Genomic DNA, 25,829 nt, shown 5'->3' with positions numbered 1-25,829 from the left:
CGGCAAGAAGGAGGTCGACTCGCCTCCACCTGTATATTTATACAGTATTTTGAGAGATTGGAGGAGGCGGAAATTGGGGTCGGGTCACTTTGCGATCGCCGAGGGGCGACCGGACCGCCGCCGGACGTCGCGCTGACGTCCGGGGCAAGCGCTGCTTAATACACACCGCCAGCCCGATGTGGGCGGTGTGCGATAAGGGCGGCAGAGCTTGTTGCTATCAAGACGCCTGCGCCGACGTCATATCGAGCGCCACGGCTTGCGCCACTTCGATGCCGTCGATGGCCGCCGAGTAGATACCACCGGCATACCCGGCGCCTTCGCCCGCCGGATACAGACCTTCGACGTTCATGCTCTGGTAATTGTCTTTGCGACGAATGCGCAGCGGCGACGACGTGCGCGTCTCCACGCCGGTGAGCACGGCGTCGTGCATCGCGAAGCCTGCGATCTTCCTGTCGATCTGAGGCAGGGCTTCGCGGATGGCTTCGATCACGTAGTCGGGCAGCGCGGTGCTGAGATCGGTCGGGTGCACACCCGGCTTGTAAGACGGCACCACGGAGCCCAGCGACGTCGACGGACGACCGGCGATAAAGTCGCCGACCAGTTGGCCCGGCGCCTGGTAATTGCCGCCGCCGAGTTCGAACGCCCGCTCTTCCCACTTGCGCTGGAAGGCGATGCCCGCGAGCGGACCGCCCGGATAGTCCTGCGGCGTGATGCCGACGACGATGCCCGCATTCGCGTTGCGCTCGGCCCGCGAATACTGGCTCATGCCATTGGTGACCACGCGGCCGGGTTCGGAGGTCGCCGCGACCACCGTGCCGCCCGGGCACATGCAGAAGCTATAGACCGCCCGTCCATTGTTGGCGTGATGCACCACCTTGTAGTCGGCCGCGCCGAGTTGCTTGTGGCCCGCAAACTTGCCGAAACGGCTGCGATCGATCACCCCCTGCGGATGCTCGATCCGAAAGCCCAGCGAAAACGGCTTGGCTTCCATGAACACGCCGCGATCGTGCAGCATCTGGAACGTGTCGCGGGCGCTGTGGCCGACGGCCAGCACGACGTGGTCGCACGGCAGCGTCTCGCCGTTCGAAAGCTTGAGCGCGCGCACCTTGCCCTGTTCGATCTCGATGTCTTCGACGCGGGTTTCGAAGCGCACTTCACCGCCCAGCTCGTGGATGGTGGCGCGCATTTTTTCCACCATGCTGACGAGACGGAACGTGCCGATGTGCGGCCGGCTCAGATACAGGATGTCTTCCGGCGCGCCCGCCTTGACGAACTCCTCGAGCACCTTGCGGCCGTAGTGGTGCGGATCCTTGATCTGGCTGTACAGCTTGCCGTCGGAAAACGTCCCGGCCCCGCCTTCGCCGAACTGCACGTTGGATTCGGGGTTGAGCACGGACTTGCGCCACAGCCCGAAGGTGTCCTTGGTGCGCTCGCGCACGGCCTTGCCGCGTTCGAGGATGATGGGACGAAAGCCCATCTGCGCGAGGATCAGTCCCGCGAACAGGCCGCATGGCCCCATGCCGATCACCACCGGACGCGGATGCGTCGAGTGCTCGGGCGCCTTGGCGACAAAGCGGTAGGTCATGTCGGGCGTCACCCCGCAATGCGGCTTGCCGGCGATCCGCTTGAGCGCGGCCGCTTCGTCCTTGACTTCGACGTCGACGATATAGGTCAGCTTGATATCCGAGCGCTTGCGTGCGTCGTGCGCACGGCGGAATACGGTGTAACGCACGAGCGCATCCGCCCCCACGCCGAGTTCCGCGAGACGTCCCCGAATCGCGGCTTCAAGTTCGCTTTCGGCGTGGTCGAGGGGGAGTTTGACTTCGGATAAACGTAACATGGCTGCCAGGGTGCGATCGCCACGGGAGTGGTGGCCGATCCGTATTTTATAGGCTCGGTGGCTTTTCAAAGGGAACGCAAGCCGTACGACGAGACGCGAGCGCGTATGACCCAACATGGGAGAAAAAGAAAAAGGGGCTACAGGCCAATGGCGTGTAACCCCTCGGTATTGCTGGTCGGAGCGATAGGATTCGAACCTACGACCCTCTGATCCCAAATCAGATGCGCTACCAGGCTGCGCTACGCTCCGACGAATCAGCGATTGTATCGGCACTGATGCCACGCCGTCAAATCTGAGTGAGCCATAGCGACGAAAAGCGATCCACATCACGCGCTTGCCGCATACCGGCCTGGCGTGCACCATGACAGGACACGCCGCACGTGCACCCCATACCGCCAAAAAAGGAGACGCCATGCACCTCATCCTCTGGCGCCACGCCGAAGCCGAAGACATCGCCGCCAGCGACCTCTCCCGCCAGCTCACCACACGCGGGCGCAAGCAGGCGCAGAACGTCGCGCGCTGGCTGCGCGCGCGCCTGCCCGACGACGCCGTGATCCTCGCCAGCCCCGCCGCACGCACCATCCAGACTGCCGAGGCGCTCACCGACCAATATCGCGTCGTGCGCGAACTCGCCCCCGATGCGAGCGTCGAGGAGGTGCTGACCGCCGTCGGCTGGCCCAAGGGCCTCGCGTCCACGGTCGTCGTGGTCGGCCATCAGCCCACGCTCGGCGAGGTCGCGGCGCGGCTGCTCTCGGGCGGCGCCGATTCGCGCAGTTGGGCCGTCAAGAAAGCCGGCGTGCTCTGGCTCGCGAGCCGTGAGCGCGACGGCGGTGACCAGGCGGTCCTCCACGCGGCCATCACGCCCGATCTCGTCTAGCCCCGACCCCGCCTGCGTCTGCCCACCGGGCCGCCTGCACGCGGCCCCTACAGCGGTTCAAGCGCGGTTCAAGCGCGATTTAAGCGCCCTTCAAACGCGCCCGCCGCCCCCCGCCTTTCTGGCCACCTCGTCCGTCTGCCTGACGCCACGTCATCGAATCGTCATTGCGTTTTCATGGAAACGTAACCGCGTATTACTACATTGCCGGAAAAGTTCTCTTACTTCCGACCAGGACGCCCCATGCGAGATCTGCCGACGCCCACCCTGCCGTTCGCCTCGACGCTGTTCGAGTCGAGCCGACGCTTGCCGCGTGCCGAAGAAACGGTCACCGCGCAGCATCGGCTGCAGGTGGCCTGGGCTCGCACCGACGAGGAGCTGCGCGAAGCCCAGCGCCTGCGCTACCGCGTTTTCGCCGAAGAGATGGGCGCACGCCTGACCGGCCCCGCCGGCCTCGACGTCGACGCCTTCGACGCCTACTGCGACCACCTGCTCGTGCGCGACCTCGACACGCTCAAGGTCGTCGGCACCTATCGCGTGCTGCCGCCGCACCAGGCGGCGCGCATCGGCCGCCTCTATGCCGAAAGCGAATTCGACGTCTCGCGCCTCGCGCATCTGCGTCCGAAAATGGTCGAGGTGGGCCGCTCGTGCGTGCATCCCGACTACCGCAGCGGCTCGGTCATCATGTCGCTGTGGGGCGGTCTCGGCGGCTATATGCAGCACAACGGCTACGAGACGATGCTCGGCTGCGCGAGCGTCGCCATGGCTGACGGTGGCCACTACGCGGCGAACCTGTACTGCGCGCTCGGCGCGAACGCGCTGACCGCGCCCGAATACCGCGCGTTCCCGCACACGCCGCTGCCCGTCGAGGAACTGCGCACCGGCACGCCGGCCGTGCCGCCGCCGCTCATCAAGGGCTATCTGCGCCTCGGCGCGAAGATCTGTGGCGCGCCCGCCTGGGACCCCGACTTCAACACCGCAGACTTCCTCACGCTCTTCCGCCTCTCGGAAATCAACGAGCGTTACGCGCGCCACTTCCTCGGCGAAGCTGTCACGCGTTAAAACCTCATCCGCTCCTCAGTGGGCAGGATGAGTCAACAAAAAAAGCCCGGCTCACGAACGAGCCGGGCTTTTTTATCGGCGCAGTCAGACGAGGCGCAGCGCGCTACGCTCACTCTTCCGTATAGACCACGCGATACGGAATGCCGATCTTGCCCCATTCCGCCGCTTCCTGAACGAGGTTGTAATCGGTGAGCGGATTGTTCTGGACCCAGGCATTGGGCAGCAGCACTTCGTAGCCGCTGCCCTCCTCCTCCACCTTGATGTGCGGCAGACCGACATCGGCGCGGCGGCGCGTCAGCAGCGCGGCGAGACGCAGACAGAACAGCAGCGTCCATTCCACATCGCGCGTTTGCGAGAGCTTGCCGAGCTTGCCCACGTGGCCGAGCACCAGCGCGGCGAGGCGCGCCTGGTCGGTGCGCGAGAAGCCGGGCATGTCCGCGTTGCTGGCGATGTAGGCCGAATGCTTGTGGTACGCGCTGTGCGAGATGGAAAGCCCGATTTCGTGCAGCGACGCCGCCCACGTGAGGAACATGCGGTTCTCTTCGCGGCGCTCGTCGTCGGGCTCCTCGAACTGATCGTAGAACTTCACGGCCAGCTCGCCAATGCGCCCCGCCTGCGCGCGATCCACGCCGTAGCGGCGCATGAAGCCCTCCACCGTCACCGTACGCATGTCCTCGTGCTGCGAGCGGCCCAGCAGGTCGTAGAGCACGCCCAGGCGCAACGCGCCGTCCGTGGTGTCGACATAGTCGATACCGAGCTCCTCGAACACCGCGATCATGATCGAGAGACCGCCCGCCAGCACCGGGATGCGGTCGGGCTTGAGCGCGACGAGCTTGAGCCGGTTGACGTTCTCGGCCTTGATGAGCGCGCGCTTCAGGCGTTCGAGGCCACCGCGCGAAATGCCGTGCGTGATGCCGGGATCGTTGAAGCCGTTCGCCTCGACGAGTTCTGCGAGCGCGCGCGCCGTACCCGACGAGCCGATCGCCTGGTCCCAGCCGGTCTTGCGGTAGTCGGAGGAAATGATCTGGATTTCACGCGTGGCCGCGAGTTCGGCCTGGCGCATGGTGTACTCGTCGACGTTGCCCGACGGGAAGAACTGGCGGCTATGGCTCACGCAGCCGATATAGAGGCTTTCCATGCGGATCGGCGTGTAGTGCGCGCCGATGATGAACTCGGTCGAGCCGCCGCCGATGTCCACCACGAAGCGCTTGCCCGCGCTCGCCGGCACCGAGTGCGCGGCGCCCGCATAGATGAGGCGCGCTTCTTCGCGCCCCGCGATCACTTCGATCGGGAACCCGAGCGCGGCTTCCGCCTCGGTGAGAAACTCGCGCGCGTTCTTGGCGACACGCAGCGTATTGGTCGCCACCGCGCGCACCTGGTCGGGATGGAAGTCGCGCAGGCGCTCGCCGAAGCGCTTGAGCGCGTCCCAGCCGCGCACCTGCGAGGCGCGGTCGAGCAGTTTGTCCCTCGAGAGGCCGGCCGCGAGGCGCACCGGTTCGCGCAGCGCGTCCACCGGGTAGATCTGGCTGCCGGCATCGGTTTCCTCGACGCGGCCGACGATCAGACGAAAGCTGTTCGAACCGAGATCGACGGCGGCAAGCAGTTGGGGATTGGTGACCATCGAAGGGGCAGGCTCCATGCGTGCATACAGAGACGAACGCGCAGCCATGCGGGCTTGCTGCGCCGCCGCCGCGCTGTCCAAATGCGTCATTTTAAGCGTAGCCGACTTCACCATGTCGCTCCTCGCATTGGTCATGACCATGGGTACTTTTACCCAGCGTGCATGTTCGCAACGCGACTTGTCGATTTCGTGAAAATGCGGCGTAAAATTTATGACACTTCGAAAGTCACAATAAAGTCATATTACTGTGAGAATTTCCGAGCGTCCGTTCGAATCCATTCCTGACATTCCGTTTTCATTGCCGATGTCCATCCGCTATCCCCTACTCAATCGCGAACTGGGCATTCTGGGATTCAATGAGCGCGTGCTCGCACAGGCGTCCGATCCCGCTGTTCCTTTGCTGGAGCGCTTGCGCTTCATCTGTATCACCAGCAGCAACCTCGACGAATTCTTCGAAGTCCGTATGGCCGGGCTTCAGGAGCAGATGCGCGACAACCCGGGCGTGCTCTCGCCCGACGGCATGTCGCTGCAGCACGTGTACGACCTCGTGGTCGAGCGCGCGCAGCGTCTCGTGCATCGCCAGTACCGCATGCTGCACGACACCGTGCTGCCCGCGCTCGAACAGGAAGGCATCTACTTCCACGGCACCGACGCCTGGAACGAAGCGCAAACCGCATGGGCGCGCAAATACTTCTTCGACGAACTGCTGCCCGTTCTCACGCCCATCGGGCTCGATCCCGCGCACCCGTTCCCGCGCGTGCTCAACAAGAGTCTGAACTTCGTGGTCGAACTCGAAGGCAAGGACGCTTTCGGGCGCCAGGCCGTCATGGGCATCGTGCAGGCGCCGCGCGCGCTGCCGCGCCTCGTGCGCATGCCGCAGGAGCTTTCCGGCTTCCAGCACGGCTTCGTGCTGCTCGGCTCGCTCTTGCAGCGCTTCGTGGGCGAGCTGTTCCCGAGCCTCGTCGTGCGCAGCTGCAACCAGTTCCGCATCACGCGCAACAGTGAACTCTTCGTCGACGAAGACGAAATCACCAACCTGCGCGTGGCGCTGCAGGGCGAACTGCCCGCGCGGCACCTCGGCAATGCGGTGCGTCTCGAAGTGTCGGCGGAAACGCCCCCGCATCTCGTGAAGCGCCTGCTCGACGAAAGCGGCCTCGACGAAAAGGACTGCTATTTCGTCGATGGCCCCGTGAATCTCGTACGGCTCATGCAGCTGCCCGAGATGGTCGATCGCCCCGACCTCAAGTTCGTGCCGCACGTGCCCGCGATTCCGCGCCGCATTGCTGCGAACAGCAACATGTTCGACGTGATCGATCAGGGCGACGTGCTCCTGCATCATCCGTACGAGAGCTTCCAGCCCGTGCTCGAACTACTGCTGCAGGCCGCGAACGACCCGAACGTCGTCGCGATCAAGCAGACGATCTACCGCACCGGCACCGACTCGCCGCTCATGGACGCGCTCATGCAGGCCGCGCGCAACGGCAAGGAAGTGACGGTGGTGGTGGAGCTGCTCGCGCGCTTCGACGAAGAGACCAACATCAACTGGGCGGCGCAGCTCGAAGCCGTGGGCGCGCACGTGGTGTACGGCGTGGTGGGCCACAAGTGCCACGCCAAGATGATGCTGATCGTGCGCCGCGTGCCCGTGAACGGGCGCATGGTGCTGCGCCGCTACGTGCACCTGGGCACGGGCAACTACCACCCGCGCACGGCACGCCTCTATACCGACTTCGGCCTCATGACCTCGGAGGCGAAGATGTGCGAGGACGTGCACCACGTCTTCCAGCAGCTCACCGGCATCGGTGGCGAGCTGCAGCTGCACGATCTGTGGCAGTCGCCGTTCACGCTGCATCCGAAGATGATCGAGGCGATCCGCAACGAAGCCGATGCCGCGCGCGCGGGCAAGAAGGCGCGCATCGTCGCGAAGATGAACGCGCTGCTCGAGCCGACCGTGATCGACGAGTTGTACGAAGCATCGCAGGCCGGCGTGAAGATCGATCTGATCATCCGTGGCGTGTGCTCGTTGCAGCCCGGCGTGCCGGGGCTCTCCGAGAACATCACCGTGCGCTCGATCGTCGGGCGTTTCCTCGAGCACCACCGCATCTACTACTTCTATGCGGGCGGTAAGGAAGACGTCTACCTGTCGAGCGCGGACTGGATGGATCGCAACCTGTTCCGCCGCGTCGAAGTGGCGTTCCCGATTCACGACCGCAGGCTCAAGCGCCGCGTGATCGCCGAAGGGCTTTCCACCTTCCTCGGCGACAATCAATCGGCGTGGCTCATGCAAAGCGACGGCCACTATCGCCGCCGCCGCGCGGGCAAGGCCGTGCGCAATGCGCAGTTGAGCTTGCTGGCGAAGTTCTGTCCGTGATGCCTTGACGGAGCAATAACGCTGAACGCAAAAAAGCCGCTTCGAATGAAGCGGCTTTTTCAATTGCGGCGGCGCTTCGTTACGCCGGCGCCGGCTGCCGTCTCGTCGTGCGCGCGGCCGGGAAGCGCACCGTGAACGTGCTGCCCCGCCCTTCCTCGCTCTTCACTTCGAGCGCCGCGTCGTGACGCTGCAGCACGTGCTTGACGATCGCGAGACCCAGTCCCGTGCCGCCCGTATCGCGCGAGCGGCTGCGGTCCACACGATAGAAGCGCTCGGTCAGGCGCGGAATATCGGCGGCCGGAATGCCGAGGCCGCTGTCGGTGACCGCGAAGACCGCGCTGCCGTGTTCTGCGCGCCACGACAGATGCACCGTCCCGCCGTCCGGCGTGTAGCGCACCGCGTTGGTCGCCAGATTGCCGAGCGCGCTCATGATCTCGGTTTCGGAACCGGTGACGCTCAGTCCGTCGTCGAAATCGGCCGTGATGCGGTGACGCCCACCCGAAAGGCTTTCGGCGTCCTCGCGCACGTGCCCGAGCACCGCGCGCATATCGACCATGTGGTCGCCGGGCTGGCGCCCCTCGCCTTCGAGCTTGGCGAGCACGAGCAGGTCGGTGACGATATGGCGCATGCGCGAGGCCTGTTGCTCCATCAGTTCCAGGTAGCGATTGCGCTCGGCTTCGCCAAGCGGCAGCTCGCGCATCGTCTCGAGAAAGCCCGAGAGCACCGTGATCGGCGTTTTCAGCTCGTGCGAGACGTTGGCCACGAAGTCGCGCCGCATGGCGTCGGTGCGCTCGAGTTCGGTGATGTCCTGCGACAGGATGAGCTTGCGGTTCTCGCCGTACGGAAACACCTGCACCGAGATCACGTTCTGACGCTTCGCGCCCATGCCTCGCATGATCAGCATGTCCTTGTAATCGTGCGAATTGAGGTAGCGCACGAAGTCGGGCTGACGCACGAGATGCGTGATGTGCTGGCGCAGGTCGCGCCTCGCATCGAGGCCGAAGTGAACTTCCGAGATCGCGTTGCACCACTCGATCTGGTCGTGGTCGTCGAGCATGGCGACGCCGTTGGGCGACGCCTGGATCGCCTGGATGAAGCGCGAATGCTGCTGCTCCACCTGGCGCACCTGAGCGTGCCAGCGCTTCGCGAGCTTATGCAGACGGTAGTAGATTTCGCCCCAGATGCCGGGAGCGCTCGGTACTTCGCCGTAGACCGGCGCGTCGAGCAGGCGCCACAGACGCTGCTTGTGAAACGTGCTGAAGAGCATTTGCGCGAGCAGCGCCAGCACGGCGATGCTCAGCGCGATCTTGACGCCGAAAATCGCGCCAACGCCCGCGCACATGAGCGCGAGCAACACGATCGATACGAGGGAGCGCGCCCAGATGATGTTCATGTTCCTGCGATCGAAGATAAATACGGTCGGATGCGGGCACGCGACATCGAGTGACTACCGCGCGAATACCGGCGGCAGTGAAACGGTCGCGCCGCCCGGTGAGTCACCCTGCGGCGCGGCCATGGGTCCAGCTCAGGCGCTCTTGGCGAGACGGTAGCCGCTGCCGCGCACCGTTTCGATCATAGCATCGCACCCTGCCGGCTTGAGCGCGGCGCGCAGACGCTTGATATGCACGTCCACCGTGCGCTCTTCTACGAACACGTGATCGCCCCATACCTGGTCGAGCAGTTGCGTACGGCTATGCACGCGCTCCGGATGCGTCATGAAGAAGTGCAGCAGGCGGAATTCGGTCGGGCCGAGATCGAGCTTGATTTCCGAGCCTTCGGCGGCGGCCGCCACGCGGTGCGTGGCCGGGTCCAGCTTCAAACCGTTGATCGCCACCACGTCTTCCGTGAGCTGCGGCGCACGGCGGCGCAGCACCGCCTTGATGCGCGCCATCAGTTCCTTGGGCGAAAACGGCTTCGTCACGTAATCGTCAGCGCCGATTTCGAGGCCGAGCACCTTGTCCTGCTCGTCGCCGCGCGCGGTCAGCATGATGATCGGTATATGCTTCGTGCGTTCGTTGTTGCGCAAGTCGCGCGCGAAGTTCACACCCGACTTGCCCGGCAACATCCAGTCCAGCAGGATGAGATCGGGCAGCACGTCGCTGATCAGGTTTTGCGCCTGCTCCGCGTTGTAGGCGCGGATCGGGCAGTGGCCTGCGTGCTGCAGGTTCACCGAAATCAGCTCGGAAATGGCGGGCTCATCTTCGATGACGAGAATGCTGCTAGGCATCGGCACCTCTTGACCTTGTTACCTATGGAGTGAATTAGCTGAGCGCTTCGCGTTCGAGCGCGTCGCGCGACTTGTGGCGCACGTCGGTGCCCTTCACGATGTAGATGATGAATTCCGCGATGTTCTTCGCGTGGTCGCCGATCCGCTCGATCGCCTTGGCGATGAACAGATAGTCGAGGCCCACCGAAATCGTGCGCGGATCTTCCATCATGTAGCTCACGAGTTTGCGCACGAACGCGCGGAATTCCTCGTCGATCGCCTTGTCGTCGCGCACGATCTGCGCGGCGGCCACGGTGTCGAGACGCGCGAACGCGTCGAGCGCGCGGCGCAGGATCGACACGGCCATTTCGCCCGAGACCTTGATCTCGGCGATGTTGACCGCGCGCGAAGCGCCGTCTTCCATCAGGCGTTTGGTGCGCTTGGCGATCTTCTCGGCTTCGTCGCCGGCGCGCTCGAGGTTCGTGATGGTCTTCGAAATGGCGAGCACGAGGCGCAGGTCGCGCGCGGCCGGCTGGCGGCGCGCGATGATGTTGCTGCACTCCTCGTCGATCTCGACTTCCATCGTGTTGAGGCGGTCTTCGGCGGCGATCACGCGCTCGGCGGCGGCACCGTCGAACTCGTTCAATGCCTGCATTGCCGTGATGATCTGCGATTCGACGAGGCCGCCCATTTCGAGCACCTTCGACGAAATGAGGTTCAAATCGGCGTCGAACTGGCTGGACAAGTGTTTGTCGGACATGATTTGCTCCCTGCTCCGATTAGCCGAAGCGGCCGGTGATGTAGTCTTCCGTTTCCTTGCGGACCGGCTTGATGAAGATCTTTTCGGTGTCACCGAATTCGATCAGCTCACCAAGGTACATGTAAGCAGTGTAGTCCGAGCAACGCGCGGCCTGCTGCATGTTATGGGTGACGATCACCACCGTGTAATCGCTCTTGAGTTCCGCGATCAGCTCTTCGATGCGGCCGGTGGAAATGGGGTCGAGCGCCGAGCACGGCTCATCGAGCAGCAGCACTTCGGGGCGGATCGCAATGCCGCGCGCGATGCATAGGCGCTGCTGCTGGCCGCCCGAGAGGCCGTAGCCGCTCTGGCCGAGCTTGTCCTTCACTTCGTTCCAGAGCGCGGCCTTGGTGAGCGCCCATTCGACGCGGTCATCCATTTCCGGGCGCGAGAGCTTCTCGAACATCTTCACGCCGAACGCGATGTTGTCGTAAATCGACATCGGGAACGGGGTCGGCTTCTGGAACACCATGCCGATGCGCGCACGCAAAAGCGAGATGTCGCGCCTGGTCGTCAGCAGGTTCTCGCCGTCCATGACGATTTCGCCCTCGGCGCGCTGCTCCGGATAGAGCGCGAACATCTTGTTGAAGGTGCGCAGGAGCGTGGACTTGCCGCAGCCCGACGGGCCGATGAACGCCGTCACCTTGCCTTCGGGAATCTGCAGGTTGATGTTCTTCAGCGCGTGGTACTTGCCGTAGAAGAAGTTCAGGTCCTTCACTTCGATCTTCGGCTTGCCCAGCGCCGGCAGGCGTGCGTTCTGGGCGGGATCCGCAGGTTCAAACCCAGCGGAGGGCGCATTGCCGTGCGCAGCGGTGTTGAGGTGACTCTCAGCCATGTTCATCGGGAACTCCGCCCTTGCTTACTTGTTCGAAAAGATCGTGCGCGCGAGGATATTCAGACCCAGCACGCCGAGCGTGATCAGGAAAACGCCGGCCCACGCAAGCGACTGCCACTGCGCAAACGGGCTCATCGCAAACTTGAAGATCGTGACCGGCAGGTTCGCGATCGGTTGATTCATGTTCGCGGTGAAGAACTGGTTCGACAGCGCGGTGAAGAGCAGCGGCGCGGTTTCGCCGGCGATACGCGCAACCGCCAGCAGCACGCCCGTCACGATACCGGCGATCGAAGCCTTCAGCGTGATCGACATCACCATCTTCCACTTCGGCGTGCCGAGCGCGAATGCCGCTTCACGCAGGTTGTTCGGCACGAGCTTGAGCATGTTCTCGGTCGTGCGAATCACGATCGGAACCTGCAGGAGCGCCAGCGCAATCGCGCCGGCCCAGCCGCTGAAGTGCCCCATCTTCGCCACGACGAGCGCGTACACGAACAGGCCCACGACGATCGAAGGCGCCGACAGCAGAATGTCGTTGATGAAGCGCGTGACGCCCGCGAGCCAGCCCTTCTGGCCATATTCCGCGAGATAGATGCCCGCGAGAATCCCGATCGGCGTGCCGACGAACGTTGCGATGGCAACGAGCATCAAGCTGCCGACGATGGCGTTGGCGAGACCGCCGCCGTCGGTGTTCGGCGGCGGCGTGGACTGCGTGAACAGTTCCACCGAAAGGCCGCCGATCCCAAGCGAGAGCGTCGTGTAGAGAATCCACACGAGCCAGATCAGGCCGAACACCATCGCAGCGAGCGAGCACGTGAGCGCGATCGCATTGGTCACGCGGCGGCGACGCTGCAGCTTGTCGCGCATGCGCTCCAGTTCGGGGCCGTAAATCGCGCCCGGAATTTTCATCATCGGTTCGCTCATCGCGCACCCTCCGCTTTTTCAAGGCGCAGCAACATGAGCTTCGAGATCGACAGCACGATGAAGGTGATCACGAAAAGGATCAGGCCGAGTTCCATCAGCGCGGCGGTGTGCAGGCCCGGGCTCGCTTCCGCGAACTCGTTGGCGAGCGCCGAGGTGATGCTGTTGCCCGGTGAAAAGAGCGACACGTTGTCGAGCAGGTTCGTATTGCCGATCACGAACGTGACGGCCATCGTCTCGCCGAGCGCTCGGCCGAGACCCAGCATCACGCCGCCGATCACGCCGGTCTTGGTGAACGGCAGCACGATCTTCCACATCACTTCCCATGTCGTGCAGCCAATGCCGTAAGCCGACTCCTTGAGCAGTACGGGCGTGACTTCGAACACGTCGCGCATGACCGAAGCGATATACGGAATGATCATGATCGCGAGAATCACGCCGGCGCACAGAATGCCGATGCCGATGGGCGCGCCCTGGAACAGCGCGCCGACGATCGGCATGCCGCCGAGCAGCGAGCCGAGCGGCTTTTCGAACCACTGCGCGAAGATCGGCGCAAAGACGAGCAGACCCCACATACCGTAGACGATCGACGGGATCGCGGCGAGCAGTTCGATGGCGATGCCGAGCGGACGGCGCAGCCACGCCGGCGAAAGCTCAGTGAGGAACAGCGCAATGCCGAAGCTCACCGGCACGGCGATGATGAGCGCGATGATCGAGGTGGCGATCGTGCCGTAGATGGGCACGAGCGCGCCGAACTGCTCGCTGGGTGGATCCCAGTCGGCAGTCCAGAGGAATGCGAAACCGAATTTCTGGATCGTCGGCAACGAGGCGACGATCAGTGACACGATGATGCCGCCGAGCAGCAACAACGTGACGATGGCAGCGAGGCGTGCGAGGCCGCCAAAAATGATGTCCCCTGCCGGGCTGGGCGCTTTTTGCTGCGCGGCGTTGCCGGGCGGGTTCGACACGAGCGGGACGTCGGACATGGTGACCTGGGTTCCAGTTGCCGCGAGCGCGGGCTCACGACGTTGATGCAGCCGTGGGACTGCAGATCGCCCGACTTCCGGCCGTTAATACTGACGACTCAGCCGGAAGGCGGACGGCACATCTTGGACAGCGCGGATTCAGGCAAGCCACAAGCGAACAGGCCGCGCGCGTCACGCGGCGGCCTTTTTTTACACTTGCCTGACGCCCTGCTTACTCGGCGACCGGCTTGCCGCTCGCGTCCTTGACCTTCTCCTTCCACTGCGACTTGATTTCGCTCACGACCGACTGCGGCAGCGAGATGTAGTCGAGGCTGTCAGCAGCCGGCGTACCGTTCTTGAAGGCCCAGTCGAAGAACTTGAGCGTTTCCTTGCCCTGGTCCGGCTTGTCCTGTGCCGTGTGCAGCAGCACGAAGGTCGCGCCGACGACCGGCCATGCGTCCTTGCCCGGCTCGTTCGTGAGGATCTGGTAGAACGACTTCTTCCAGTCCGCGCCAGCGGCCGCTGCCTTGAACGTTTCGGTGTCCGGCTGAACCACAGTGCCCGCCTCGTTCTTCATGGCAGTGTAGACCATGTGATTTTGCTTGGCGTACGCCCACTCGACGTAGCCGATCGCGCCCGGCAGACGCTGCACGAAGGCTGCGACGCCGTCGTTGCCCTTGCCGCCCGTACCCGTCGGCCAGTTCACGGTCGTGCCTTCGCCGACCTTGCTCTTCCAGTCGGGGTTGACCTTCGACAGGTAGTTCGTCCAGATGAAGCTGGTGCCCGAACCATCGGCGCGGCGGACCACGGCGATGTCGAGATCAGGCAGCTTGACCTTCGGGTTCAGGGCGACGATGGCCGGATCGTTCCACTTCTTGATCTTGCCGAGGTAGATATCGCCGAGCACCGGGCCCGACAGGGTGATCTCGCCCGGCTTCACGCCCGGCACGTTGATCGCCGGCACGACGCCGCCGACCACCGTCGGGAACTGGAACAGGCCTTCCTTGGCCAGATCCTCGTCCTTCAGCGGAGCGTCCGAGCCCGCGAAGTCAACGGTCTTGGCCTGAATCTGCTTGATGCCGCCCGACGAACCAATACCTTGGTAGTTCACCTTGCCGCCGCCCGCCTTTTGATAGGCATCCGCCCATTTCGTATAGATCGGTGCTGCGAAGGTGCTGCCCGCGCCGGTGATGTCAGCAGCCTGCGCTGCGATCGCGAAGAGCGCGCCAGCAACGCCAGCGAGCGCGGTTTGCATCAATTTCATGAGACCTCCAGTGTGTGAGCGGATGAACGACACCGCGAAGCTTAGGGGGTCTCTGTGACAGTACTGTGACGATTCATGAAGCGAACGTGACAGTTCGATTACTGGCTGAAAGGCGCGTGGATATGCGTTTTGGGCGACTTTGCAGGCGCGGTTGCGACATGGCCTGCACGTGCCTGGATAGCTGAAAAGCCCGCCAGGTGGGAGTTTGGCGGATGCTGAGGGTCGCATGAAAAAATTCGAGTCTTTCCTCGAAAATGGTTTGCAAACCGTTATTCGATTGTTTTAAACGTTTGCTGCTTCCCTTGTGACGCCGAATAAATCGCAAAAAAATGAGCACGACGGCGGATTGCAACGTCGTGCTCATCGGTTAGGCGCAAGCGTGATTCAGTCGCGCGACTTGCGCGACTGAATCGTCGGCGATCACGCGATCGAACGCTTCACCACACTGGCGATCGCCTCGGCGTAATGCATCGTGTCGCGCTCCTCGCGGGCTTCGACCATCACACGCAGGACCGGCTCTGTCCCTGAGGCGCGAATCAACACACGGCCCTTGCCCTTTAATTCGGCCTCGGCGGAAGCGATCGATTGCTGGATCTCGGCGTTGCCCTTCCAGTCGGCGCCCTGCGCGATGCGCACGTTGATGAGCTTCTGCGGAAACAGCTTCACGCCGTCGAGCAGCTGCGCGATCGTCTTGCCGCTGCGCTTCATCGCCGCGAGCACGAGCAGCGCCGAGACGATGCCGTCGCCGGTGGTGTGGCGGTCGAGCGAAAGAATGTGGCCCGAGCCTTCCGCGCCGAGCTGCCAGCCGCGCTCGCGAAGTTGCTCCAGCACGTAGCGGTCGCCCACGTTCGCGCGCACCAGCTGCACGCCGAGGCCCTCGAGCGCCTGCTCGACCGCGAGATTGGTCATGAGCGTGCCAACTGCCCCTTCCACTTTGCCGTCGGTCGCGATGCGGTCCTTCACGAGCACATAGAGCAGCTCGTCACCGTTGTAGAGGCGGCCCTGGGCATCGACGATCTGCAGACGGTCGGCGTCGCCGTCGAGCGCGATGCCGAGGTCCGCATGATTCGCACGCACGGCGCGCACGAGCGCATCGGGCGCGGTCGCGCCCACGCCGTCGTTGATGTTGAACCCGTTCGGCGACACACCGATCGGAATCACATCCGCGCCCAGCTCGTGGAACACGTGCGGCGCGATGTCATAGGCCGCACCGTTGGCGCAATCGATCACGAGCTTCAGGCCGCGCAGATTGAACGCCTGCGGGAACGTGCTCTTGCAGAACTCGATATAGCGCCCACCCGCGTCGTGCAGGCGGCGTGCGCGGCCAAGCTGTTCGGACGGCGCGCAGGCGAGCGGCTGCTCGAGCTGCTCCTCGATCAGCGTCTCCACTTCGTCGGGGAGCTTGTTGCCGTCGGCGGAGAAGAACTTGATGCCGTTGTCGTAGTAGGGATTGTGCGACGCGCTGATCACGACACCCGCGGCCAGCCGCAGCGCACGCGTGAGATAGGCGATGCCTGGCGTCGTCATTGGCCCGGCCAGCATCACGTCGATGCCCGCAGCCGAGAGCCCCGCTTCCAGGGAGGCTTCGAGCATATAGCCCGAAATACGCGTGTCCTTGCCGATCAGCACGGACGGGCGCGGCCCGGATGCCGCTGCCGACCCCGCGAGCACCTTGCCCGCGGCATAGCCTAGCCGAAGCACGAAATCGGGCGTGATCGGCGCCTCGCCGACCTTGCCACGCACTCCATCAGTTCCGAAATAACGACGTCCCATCTTTCTACCCCTCGGTTTGGTGCTGCTTTGTCCTGTATTGTGGCGCCCGGAGCCGCTCCGGCGCACTTCGCGCCGGTCAGCGTTGCGCCGGGCAAACGCTCAGCCTTGTGTAGCCGACGTAGCGGCGGACATCGCGTCGCGCATCGCCGCCCAGACTTTGAGCGCGTCCACGGTGGGCGCCACGTCGTGCACGCGAATGATCGCCGCACCGCGCTCTGCCGCGCACACGGCCGCCCCCACGCTCGCCGCCACGCGTTCGGGCGCGGGCCGGTTCACGAGCGCGCCGAGCATCGACTTGCGCGACATGCCGGCCAGGATCGGATACGGTGCGAGGCCTGCCGCAACCTCTGGCGCCGTCTCGGGCAGGTGCGCGAGCAGCGCGTAATTGTGCTCGACCACCGACTTGCCGAAGCCGAAGCCCGGGTCAACGCTGATGCGCGCCTTCGCCACGCCTGCCGCTTCGAGTTCGGCGCAACGCTGGGCAAGAAACTCGCGCACCTCGCGCACAACATTCACGTAGTCGGGCTCGCCCAGCTGCATCGTCTGCGGCTCGCCGAGCATGTGCATCACGCACAGCCCGCAGTTGCTCGCGCGCACGGCCTCGATCGCGCCGGGCATCCGGAAACCCCAGATGTCGTTGATCATGTCTGCGCCTGCCGCGAGCGCCGCGCGCATGACCTCGGGCTTGTACGTGTCGATCGACAGCGGCACGTTCGCGCCCTTGAGCTTTTCCACCAGCGGAATCACGCGTTCGAGTTCCTCGTCGAGCGGCACAGGCGGCGCACCCGGGCGCGTCGATTCGCCGCCGATGTCGATGATATCGGCGCCGTCTAGCATCATCTGCTCGGCGCGGCGCAAGGCGTCGCCGAAAGCGATATAGCGACCGCCGTCGGAAAACGAGTCGGGTGTGGTGTTGAGGATGCCCATGACGAGCGGACGCTCGAACGTCAGCGTGAAACGACCGCACGCGAGCGGTTCAGGTGGGAGACTACCTTGCGAGGAGATGTTGGGCACGTCAGAAAACGTCAGATGTGTAACGAGATGCGGCGCCACAGCGGCACGCCAGAAATGCAAAACGGGCCGATGTGAACATCACACCGGCCCGCAACTTTACTCGATAAGGATCACGCCGGTGCGGTGGCGCTACCGGGCTTGACCTCAGTGCCCGTGCTGCCGCCCGACGACGCGTCGCCCGGCGACGGCGTGCTCTTCGGCGAGCGCGGCGGACGCCCGGCCATGATGTCGTTGATCTGGTCGGCGTCGATCGTTTCCCACTCCATGAGGGCCGCGGTCATGGCTTCGACCTTGTCGCGGTTCTCGTCGAGCAAGCGCTTCGCGAGGTTGTACTGCTCGTCGAGCACGCGGCGGATTTCCGCATCGACTTTCTGCTGCGTCGCTTCCGAGATCGCACGCGTGAAGCCCTTGCCGAACGGGCCACCGTCGTTGTCGTCGTCGGCGTAGACCATCGTTCCGAGCGCGTCGGTCATGCCGAAGCGCGTGACCATGGCGCGAGCGGTTTGCGTGGCCTTGTTGAAGTCGTCCGAGGCGCCCGTGCTGATCAGGTTCATGAACAGCTCTTCCGCCACACGGCCACCGAACAGAATGGCCAGACGATCCAGCAGATAGTCCTTCGAGTACGTTTCGTTGTCGTGCTCGGGCAACTGCCACGTCACGCCCAGCGCGCGACCGCGCGGGATGATCGTGACCTTGTGCACCGGGTCCGCCTTCGGCAGCAGCTTCGCGATCACCGCGTGACCCGACTCGTGGTACGCCGTGGCGCGCTTCGCTTCTTCGCGGATCACCGCCGACTTGCGCTCCGGACCCATGAAGATCTTGTCCTTCGCGTCTTCGAAGTCCTGCATTTCGACAATGCGCTTGCCGCGGCGCGCCGCGAACAGCGCGGCTTCGTTCACGAGGTTCGCGAGGTCGGCGCCCGAGAAGCCCGGCGTGCCGCGTGCAATGACCGCTGCATCCACGTCGTTGGCGATCGGCACCTTGCGCAGGTGCACCTTCATGATCTGTTCGCGGCCGCGGATGTCCGGCAGGCCCACGTAGACCTGGCGGTCGAAACGGCCCGGACGCAGCAGCGCCTTGTCCAGCACGTCCGAACGGTTGGTTGCCGCGATCACGATGACGCCCGAGTTCGCCTCGAAGCCGTCCATCTCGACCAGCATCTGGTTCAGCGTCTGCTCACGCTCGTCGTTGCCGCCGCCCATGCCGGCGCCACGATGGCGGCCGACCGCGTCGATTTCGTCGATGAACACGATACACGGTGCATGCTTCTTGGCCTGCTCGAACATGTCGCGCACGCGGGCCGCGCCCACGCCGACGAACATTTCGACGAAGTCCGAACCCGAGATGCTGAAGAACGGCACCTTCGCTTCGCCGGCAATGGCGCGCGCCAGCAGCGTCTTACCCGTGCCCGGAGGGCCAACGAGCAGCACCCCGCGCGGAATGCGTCCACCCAGCTTCTGGAATTTTTGCGGATCGCGCAGGAAGTCGACGAGCTCGGACACTTCTTCCTTCGCTTCGTCGCAGCCCGCGACGTCGGAGAAGTTGACCGCATTGTTGTTCTCGTCGATCAGGCGGGCGCGCGATTTACCAAAGGAGAACGCCCCGCCTTTGCCGCCCCCCTGCATCTGTCTCATCATGTAGAACCAGAACACGATGATGAGTATGGTCGGCCCGAGGTAGTACAGCGCGGAAACGAGCGCGTTCGGCTCTTCGTCAGCCTTGCCGCTCACCTGCACGCCATATTTCATCAGGTCGCCGACCATCCAGATGTCGCCTAGGGAGACGATCTGGTATTTCTGGCCATCAGCCGGAGTGACCGTGAGGTTCCGCCCCTGCACCACGACGCTCTTGACCTTGCCGTTCTTCGCGTCGTCCATGAACTGCGAATAGGAAACGCCTTCCTGGACACGGGGCTTGTCGAACTGCTTGAACACCGTAAACAGCACCAGTGCGATTACCAGCCACACTGCTGCCTTCGAAAACATGTTGTTGTTCAAAGCACCACTCCTTCACTCATAGATGGGCGCCTACATTTGCCTTGCGACTGCGACACCACCAAAGCATTCTAATCCAGTACACGGACCCCTGCCATAACGTTTCGCTACCGCAGGAATAGCCCGAGCGCCTTGTCCTGACCGCCTCTCGGGGTCATTTTGCGACCAGATTGCGCCATTTGCACGGCAATCATGCCCCGTTTAACAGGGACGCTTCAGATGTTTACCCAAAATAAACGTTTCGGACGATTTATCACGCGAAGCCTTCGGTTTGCGTGCCGCCACGACCTTGAACTGCTGCTTGAACTTCTCGACGATCTGACTGTAACCGCTGCCGTGGAAGCATTTGACTAAAAGGGCTCCATCGGGTTTCAGATGATTCTGCGAAAACTCGAGCGCGAGGTCGCACACGTGCTCGATGCGTGCCGCGTCTGCCGACGCGACCCCCGAGAGATTGGGCGCCATGTCCGAAATTACAAGGTCGACCGGGCGGCCGCCCACCAATTCTTCCAGTTGCGCGAGCACGTCGTCGTCGCGAAAGTCGCCCTGCAGGAACTGCACGTCTGAGACGGGTTCCATCGGAAGGAGATCGAGCGCAATGATCGTGCCGTCGATCCCACCCTGCCGCTGGTCGTCGCGCTTCGTGCCTTGCGCGAGCTTGTTGCGAGCGTACTGGCTCCAGCTGCCGGGCGCCGCGCCCAGGTCCACGATCACCATGCCGGGGCGGATCAGCTTGTCCTGCTCGTCGATTTCCTTCAGCTTGTAGGCAGCGCGGGCACGATAGCCCTCCCGCTGTGCCATTTTCACGTACGGATCGTTGATATGGTCGTGCAGCCACGACTGGTTGAAGCGATTTTTTGCCATTAAAGATGAACTCTTGCTGCGTGATTCCGCGCTTTTAGCGGATAATACGCGTTTTATTCGTGCGGCCGTCGCGGCCCGCCTGGCCGGATGTTTGTTGCTCCGCCGGCGTTTTTTGCCCGCGCCCTGCCGCTCCCCACGGTTTTCCGTAGTTCCGACGCGCTCTGCCCGCTGGCGGCCCGCTTTTCGCGGACCGCAATCCACGTCTGCCCAGGTTGTCAATTCACGCCTGTCGACCCGCGCGGCGCCGTCATTTTAGTCGAGTCTGCCACATCCCATGCCCGCCCTCACTCTTTCCGCCGAACAGCGCTCCGAGCTGCGCTCCCAGGCTCATGCGCTCAAACCGGTCGTGCTCATCGGCGCCGAGGGACTGACCGACGCCGTCCTCAAGGAAATCAAGGTTCACCTTATTGCGCACCAGCTCATCAAGGTGCGCGTGTTCGGCGACGAGCGCGAAGAGCGCCTCGCGATCTACGAAGAGATCTGCGACCGCCTGAGCGCCGCCCCGATCCAGCACATCGGCAAGCTGCTCGTCATCTACAAGCCCGAAGAAGCCAAGGCGAAGGCCACGACCGCGCGCGCCGGCGCCCGCGGCACCGTGTCGCGCCCGGCCGCCGACGTACCGAGCGCTCGTGAAGCGGGCAAGCGCGGCGCCGCGCCGCGCACCGTCAAGGTCGTCAAGGCCAGCGAGAACCCCATGCGCAAGCCGAAGGCGCAAAAGGTGACGGTCAAGGGCAACGAGCGCGTCACGCAAGGCGGCAACATCAAGCGCGCCAAGAAACGCCAAACCAGCTCCAAGCGGGCCCACCAGGGTTCGAAGTAAAAAGCGCGGCCTTCGAGCCGCGCTTTTTTTACGCCTGAACCGGCTTCAGGCCACTTTCAGCGCGGCGCGCTTTCCATGCGCTGCCCCAGCGTGCCGTGTGCCGAAGGCAGCAGCCAAACGAGCCACGCACCCAGCAGGCTCTGCACGAGATAGAACAGGCTCGACACGCCGTGCAGCAAGCCGAAGCGGCTCGCATACGGCGAACTGGCCACGTCCATGCCCGCGCTCATCGCCTGAACGCGCAACGCGTTCATGAACGGCTGCAGCGCGAAATAGCCGATCAGCACGCACAGCAGCATGGCGGCCAGAATCCAGCGCAGCCGGCGATAGCCCAACGCGCCGCGGCGCACGAGCACGCTCGAGAGCCCGAGCAGCAGCAGCCCGCACACCACGCCGATCAGACCTTCGAGGCGAAACAGCTGCGCGGCGAGTTCGCCCGCCACCGGCCTGTCGAGCGACGCGAACAGGACGGGGGCGACCGCATAGCCGATGGTCAGCTGACTGCCGACCCACAGCATGGCGAGCAGCCCGAAGAGGCGGTGCGCAACGAGCGAAACGGGAGTGGCGGAACCCACGTGGCTTGCAGTACTCACGTCGACGCGCCCTCAGACGTAGCGGACCTCGATGACCTCGTATTCGCGCACGCCGCCGGGGGCCTGCACTTCGGCGACGTCGCCTTCGGACTTGCCGATCAGCGCACGGGCGATGGGCGAGCTGACCGAGATCAGGCCGTGCTCGAGATCGGCTTCATCGTCGCCGACGATCTGGTAGGTCACCGTCTTGCCCGAATCGAGGTCTTCGAGATCCACGGTCGAGCCGAACACCACGCGGCCGTCTGCTTCGAGCGTGGCCGGGTCGATGATCTGCGCGGCCGCCAGTTTCGACTCGATCTCGGCGATGCGGCCTTCGATGAAGCCCTGCTTTTCCTTTGCGGCGTCGTATTCCGCGTTTTCCGACAGATCGCCCTGCGCGCGCGCTTCCGCGATCGAATTGATGACCGCCGGACGCTCGACGGACTTGAGGCGCTGCAACTCTCCGCGGAGTTGGTCTGCACCGCGCTTGGTCAAGGGAATCGTGCTCATAAACAACTCGTACGGCCCAAAAGGGCCTAAAGGAGACCGCGCCACGCACGCTTGTCGCGCACGTTGCGGCCATAAAAAAATTCCGCGGTTAAGTGCATCCCGCGAGGGCGGCTGCGCGGTCTGGCGCAGCCTGAAACCCTGTTGGGACGCCGCTTAACCGCGGCACATTCAGCTTTTGTAGCCTGCCTCGTCGAACGTTAGACAGACAATGGAAGCCTTAGTTTAGGCGAGCATGGAGGCCTTGTAAATCATAGACTTCCAGGTTCTTCAGGTAGCGCAGACCCTCGACGGCCGCACGGGCGCCCGACATCGTCGTGTAGTACGTGACCTTGTTGGCCTGCGCGCTCATGCGGATCGAACGCGAATCGGCGATCGCGGAGCGGGTTTCGTCGACCGTCGTGAACACGAGCGAAATCTCGCCATTCTTGATCATGTCGACGATGTGCGGACGGCCGTCCTTCACCTTGTTCACGACCTTCACCGGCACACCGGCCGCCTCGATCGCGGCAGCGGTGCCGCGCGTGGCGACGATCGGGTAGCCGAGTTCGTGCAGCATGCGCGCGACTTCGACAGCCTTGGGCTTGTCGGCGTCCATCACGGTGATGAAGACGGTGCCCGACTCCGGCAGGCGCGAGCCCGCTGCGAGCTGCGACTTGAAGAGCGCTTCACCGAAGGTCTTGCCCACGCCCATCACTTCGCCCGTGGAACGCATTTCCGGTCCGAGCACCGGGTCGACGGTCGGGAACTTGATGAACGGGAACACCGCTTCCTTCACGCTGAAGTACGGCGGCACGACTTCCTTCGTCACGCCCTGCTCCGCCAGCTTCTGGCCGACCATCGCGCGCGCCGCGATCTTCGCGAGCGGCAGGCTGGTCGCCTTCGAGACGTATGGCACGGTACGCGAAGCGCGCGGGTTCACTTCCAGCACGTAGATGATGTCCTTCTTCGAACCGTCATCCTGCGGCACTTGCTGGATTGCGAACTGCACGTTCATCAGGCCGACCACGTTCAGCGCCTTGGCCATCGCGGCAGTTTGACGCTTCAGTTCGGCGACCGTTTCCTGCGACAGCGAGTACGGCGGCAGCGAGCAGGCCGAGTCGCCCGAGTGCACGCCTGCCTGTTCGATGTGTTCCATGACGCCGCCGATGAACACGTCCGTGCCATCGGAGATGCAATCCACATCGCATTCGATCGCGTCGTTCAGGAAGCGGTCGAGCAGCACCGGCGAGTCGTTCGACACCTTCACAGCCTCGCGCATGTAGCGCTCGAGGTCGCGCGGCTCGTGGACGATTTCCATGGCGCGGCCGCCCAGCACGTACGACGGACGCACGACGAGCGGGTAGCCGATTTCGTCGGCGAGCTTGAGCGCTTCGTCTTCGGCGCGTGCCGTGCGGTTCGGCGGCTGGCGCAGGTTCAGGTCCTGCAGCAGCTTCTGGAAGCGCTCGCGGTCCTCCGCGGCGTCGATCATGTCCGGCGACGTGCCGACGATGGGCACGCCGTTCGCCTCGAGGTCGAGCGCGAGCTTCAGCGGCGTCTGGCCGCCGTACTGCACGATCACGCCAACCGGCTTTTCCAGGTCCACGACTTCGAGCACGTCTTCGAGCGTGAGCGGCTCGAAGTACAGACGGTCGGACGTGTCGTAGTCGGTCGAAACGGTCTCGGGGTTGCAGTTGACCATGATCGTTTCGTAGCCGTCTTCGCGCATCGCGAGCGCGGCGTGCACGCAGCAGTAGTCGAACTCGATACCTTGGCCGATCCGGTTCGGGCCGCCGCCCAGCACCATGATCTTCTTGCTGGTCGTCGGGTTGGCCTCGCACTCTTCCTCATAGGTCGAGTACATGTAGGCGGTTTTCGTGGCGAACTCGGCCGCGCAGGTGTCAACGCGCTTGTAGACCGGCCGCACGTTCAGCTCGATACGACGCTTGCGCACGTCCGTGGCGTTGCTGCCCAGCAGCTTCGCGAGACGGCGATCCGAGAAACCGCTTTGCTTGAGGTAACGCAGCTCGTCCTTCGAGAGACTTTCGAGCGTGCGGCCCTTGCATGCCTCTTCCTTCTTGACGATCTCTTCGATCTGCGCGAGGAACCATGGGTCGATCGCGGTCTCTTCGAAGATCTCTTCGCGCGTCATGCCCACGCGGAACGCGTCGCCCACGTACCAGATGCGGTCCGGACCGGCTTCGCCGATCTCGCGGATGATCTCGTCGCGGCTCGTGGTCTTTTCGTCCAGACCGTCGACGCCGACTTCGAGGCCGCGCAGCGCCTTCTGGAACGACTCCTGGAACGTGCGGCCGATCGCCATGACTTCGCCCACCGACTTCATCTGCGTGGTGAGGCGCGGGTCGGCTTCGCGGAACTTCTCGAACGCGAAACGCGGAATCTTCGTGACGACGTAGTCGATGGTCGGCTCGAACGAAGCCGGCGTCTGACCGCCCGTGATTTCGTTCTTGAGCTCGTCGAGCGTATAGCCCACGGCCAGCTTGGCCGCGACCTTGGCGATCGGGAAGCCCGTGGCCTTCGAAGCCAGCGCCGACGAACGCGACACGCGCGGGTTCATTTCGATCACGATCATGCGGCCCGTGCGCGGGTCGATCGAGAACTGGACGTTCGAGCCGCCCGTATCCACGCCGATCTCGCGCAGGACCGCCAGCGAGGCGTCGCGCAGGATCTGGTATTCCTTGTCAGTGAGCGTTTGCGCCGGCGCGACCGTGATCGAGTCGCCGGTGTGGATGCCCATCGGGTCGAGGTTTTCGATCGAGCAGACGATGATGCAGTTGTCCGCCTTGTCGCGGACCACTTCCATCTCGTATTCCTTCCAGCCGAGCAGCGATTCTTCGATCAGCAGTTCGCGCGTGGGCGAGAGGTCGAGGCCGCGCTTGCAGATCTCTTCGAACTCTTCACGGTTGTAGGCAATGCCGCCGCCGGAACCGCCGAGCGTGAACGACGGACGGATCACGACGGGGTAGCCGCCCGAGCCGGTGGCTTCGGCGATTTCGCCTTGCACCTTGATCGCCTCTTCCATCGAGTGCGCGACGCCCGACTTCGCCGAACCAAGGCCGATCTTCGTCATCGCGTCCTTGAACTTCTGGCGGTCTTCGGCCTTGTCGATGGCTTCCGGCGACGCGCCGATCAGCTCGACGTTGTACTTCGCAAGCACGCCGTGGTGGTGCAGGTCGAGCGCGCAGTTCAGCGCGGTCTGGCCGCCCATCGTCGGCAGGATCGCGTCCGGGCGCTCCTTCTCGATGATGCGCTCCACCACTTCCCACGTGATCGGCTCGATGTACGTGACGTCGGCCGTGTTCGGGTCGGTCATGATCGTCGCCGGATTGCTGTTGACGAGGATGACCTTGTAGCCTTCTTCACGCAGCGCCTTGCATGCCTGCGCGCCCGAATAGTCGAACTCGCACGCCTGGCCGATGATGATCGGACCCGCGCCGATGATGAGAATGCTCTTGATGTCTGTCCGCTTGGGCATAACGCTCTCGCTAAATATTCCTGTGTCTTTTACGTCTGGCGGCTCGCGGGTGACTCAG

The 25,829-nt window shown here is 63.9% G+C and carries 21 protein-coding genes and 1 tRNA gene; 5 read left to right on the top strand and 17 right to left on the bottom strand.

What is annotated here, in order from left to right:
- Positions 1-217 precede the first annotated feature (217 nt).
- A complete protein-coding gene (locus AB3X99_RS02875) occupies positions 218-1,840 on the bottom strand; it encodes an NAD(P)/FAD-dependent oxidoreductase (RefSeq protein WP_368604867.1) in 1,623 nt (540 codons plus the stop codon).
- Between the two features lie 172 nt (positions 1,841-2,012).
- Positions 2,013-2,089, bottom strand: a tRNA-Pro gene (locus tag AB3X99_RS02870).
- Positions 2,090-2,252: 163 nt separating this feature from the next.
- Between AB3X99_RS02870 and sixA the strand changes: the two genes are divergently transcribed.
- Positions 2,253-2,717 (top strand): phosphohistidine phosphatase SixA, encoded by a 465-nt coding sequence (gene sixA, locus AB3X99_RS02865; protein ID WP_368616064.1) that lies wholly within the window; start codon positions 2,253-2,255, stop codon positions 2,715-2,717.
- Between the two features lie 240 nt (positions 2,718-2,957).
- Positions 2,958-3,776 carry a GNAT family N-acetyltransferase gene (locus AB3X99_RS02860; protein ID WP_368616063.1) on the top strand — a complete coding sequence of 273 codons (819 nt, stop codon included), beginning with the start codon at positions 2,958-2,960 and terminating at the stop codon, positions 3,774-3,776.
- 109 nt (positions 3,777-3,885) lie between these two features.
- On the opposite strand, the gene ppx is transcribed toward AB3X99_RS02860, so the two are convergent.
- Positions 3,886-5,487 carry an exopolyphosphatase gene (ppx, locus tag AB3X99_RS02855; protein ID WP_368604865.1) on the bottom strand — a complete coding sequence of 534 codons (1,602 nt, stop codon included), beginning with the start codon at positions 5,485-5,487 and terminating at the stop codon, positions 3,886-3,888.
- Between ppx and AB3X99_RS02850 the strand changes: the two genes are divergently transcribed.
- Complete coding sequence (locus AB3X99_RS02850; RefSeq protein WP_256094572.1) at positions 5,387-5,590, top strand: hypothetical protein; 204 nt, start codon at positions 5,387-5,389, stop codon at positions 5,588-5,590. The genes ppx and AB3X99_RS02850 overlap by 101 nt on opposite strands.
- A 111-nt stretch (positions 5,591-5,701) precedes the next feature.
- The gene (ppk1, locus tag AB3X99_RS02845) at positions 5,702-7,765 is read left to right on the top strand and encodes a polyphosphate kinase 1 (protein WP_368616258.1); all 2,064 of its coding nucleotides are present in this window, start codon (positions 5,702-5,704) and stop codon (positions 7,763-7,765) included.
- 79 nt (positions 7,766-7,844) lie between these two features.
- Here the strand turns inward: ppk1 and phoR are convergent, their stop codons facing one another.
- From phoR to AB3X99_RS02790, 11 genes are all read right to left on the bottom strand, one after another.
- On the bottom strand, positions 7,845-9,158 hold the full coding sequence (gene phoR, locus AB3X99_RS02840; RefSeq protein WP_069262533.1) for a phosphate regulon sensor histidine kinase PhoR: 1,314 nt from the start codon (positions 9,156-9,158) through the stop codon (positions 7,845-7,847).
- A 132-nt stretch (positions 9,159-9,290) separates the two neighbouring features.
- Entirely contained in the window at positions 9,291-9,992 is a 702-nt protein-coding gene (phoB, locus tag AB3X99_RS02835) for a phosphate regulon transcriptional regulator PhoB (protein ID WP_042261377.1), read from the bottom strand.
- 34 nt (positions 9,993-10,026) lie between these two features.
- Positions 10,027-10,731, bottom strand: a complete 705-nt coding sequence (gene phoU / locus AB3X99_RS02830; protein WP_069262534.1) for a phosphate signaling complex protein PhoU — start codon at positions 10,729-10,731, stop codon at positions 10,027-10,029.
- 19 nt (positions 10,732-10,750) lie between these two features.
- On the bottom strand, positions 10,751-11,611 hold the full coding sequence (gene pstB, locus AB3X99_RS02825) for a phosphate ABC transporter ATP-binding protein PstB (RefSeq protein WP_342945466.1): 861 nt from the start codon (positions 11,609-11,611) through the stop codon (positions 10,751-10,753).
- Positions 11,612-11,629: 18 nt separating this feature from the next.
- Entirely contained in the window at positions 11,630-12,526 is an 897-nt protein-coding gene (gene pstA, locus AB3X99_RS02820) for a phosphate ABC transporter permease PstA (RefSeq protein ID WP_342945465.1), read from the bottom strand.
- Entirely contained in the window at positions 12,523-13,509 is a 987-nt protein-coding gene (gene pstC, locus AB3X99_RS02815) for a phosphate ABC transporter permease PstC (RefSeq protein ID WP_069262537.1), read from the bottom strand. The genes pstA and pstC overlap by 4 nt, the downstream gene beginning before the upstream one ends.
- Before the next feature lie 211 nt (positions 13,510-13,720).
- Positions 13,721-14,752: a phosphate ABC transporter substrate-binding protein PstS gene (gene pstS / locus AB3X99_RS02810; RefSeq protein WP_069262538.1), complete on the bottom strand. Its 1,032-nt coding sequence runs from the start codon at positions 14,750-14,752 to the stop codon at positions 13,721-13,723.
- 420 nt (positions 14,753-15,172) lie between these two features.
- On the bottom strand, positions 15,173-16,525 hold the full coding sequence (glmM, locus tag AB3X99_RS02805; protein ID WP_342945464.1) for a phosphoglucosamine mutase: 1,353 nt from the start codon (positions 16,523-16,525) through the stop codon (positions 15,173-15,175).
- A 99-nt stretch (positions 16,526-16,624) separates the two neighbouring features.
- Positions 16,625-17,530 (bottom strand): dihydropteroate synthase, encoded by a 906-nt coding sequence (gene folP, locus AB3X99_RS02800; RefSeq protein ID WP_368616257.1) that lies wholly within the window; start codon positions 17,528-17,530, stop codon positions 16,625-16,627.
- 119 nt (positions 17,531-17,649) lie between these two features.
- Positions 17,650-19,536, bottom strand: a complete 1,887-nt coding sequence (gene ftsH / locus AB3X99_RS02795; RefSeq protein ID WP_368616062.1) for an ATP-dependent zinc metalloprotease FtsH — start codon at positions 19,534-19,536, stop codon at positions 17,650-17,652.
- A gap of 198 nt (positions 19,537-19,734) precedes the next feature.
- The gene (locus AB3X99_RS02790) at positions 19,735-20,397 is read right to left on the bottom strand and encodes an RlmE family RNA methyltransferase (protein WP_368616256.1); all 663 of its coding nucleotides are present in this window, start codon (positions 20,395-20,397) and stop codon (positions 19,735-19,737) included.
- Positions 20,398-20,671: 274 nt separating this feature from the next.
- Here AB3X99_RS02790 and AB3X99_RS02785 point away from each other — a divergent pair, with 274 nt between their 5' ends.
- Entirely contained in the window at positions 20,672-21,217 is a 546-nt protein-coding gene (locus AB3X99_RS02785) for a YhbY family RNA-binding protein (protein WP_368616061.1), read from the top strand.
- A gap of 56 nt (positions 21,218-21,273) precedes the next feature.
- On the opposite strand, the gene AB3X99_RS02780 is transcribed toward AB3X99_RS02785, so the two are convergent.
- The 3 genes from AB3X99_RS02780 to carB all read right to left on the bottom strand — a co-directional run bounded on the left by AB3X99_RS02780 (position 21,274) and on the right by carB (position 25,771).
- A complete protein-coding gene (locus tag AB3X99_RS02780; RefSeq protein ID WP_368616255.1) occupies positions 21,274-21,735 on the bottom strand; it encodes a DUF4149 domain-containing protein in 462 nt (153 codons plus the stop codon).
- A gap of 87 nt (positions 21,736-21,822) precedes the next feature.
- Positions 21,823-22,299 carry a transcription elongation factor GreA gene (gene greA / locus AB3X99_RS02775; protein WP_042261359.1) on the bottom strand — a complete coding sequence of 159 codons (477 nt, stop codon included), beginning with the start codon at positions 22,297-22,299 and terminating at the stop codon, positions 21,823-21,825.
- A gap of 217 nt (positions 22,300-22,516) precedes the next feature.
- Positions 22,517-25,771 (bottom strand): carbamoyl-phosphate synthase large subunit, encoded by a 3,255-nt coding sequence (carB, locus tag AB3X99_RS02770; protein ID WP_069262543.1) that lies wholly within the window; start codon positions 25,769-25,771, stop codon positions 22,517-22,519.
- Positions 25,772-25,829: the final 58 nt, after the last annotated feature.

The organism is Paraburkholderia sp. BR10882 (assembly GCF_040948855.1).
GTDB lineage: Bacteria > Pseudomonadota > Gammaproteobacteria > Burkholderiales > Burkholderiaceae > Paraburkholderia > Paraburkholderia nodosa_A.
The sequence above is the reverse complement of the archived record's forward strand: the minus strand, read 5'-3'. Positions and strand labels throughout refer to the sequence as shown.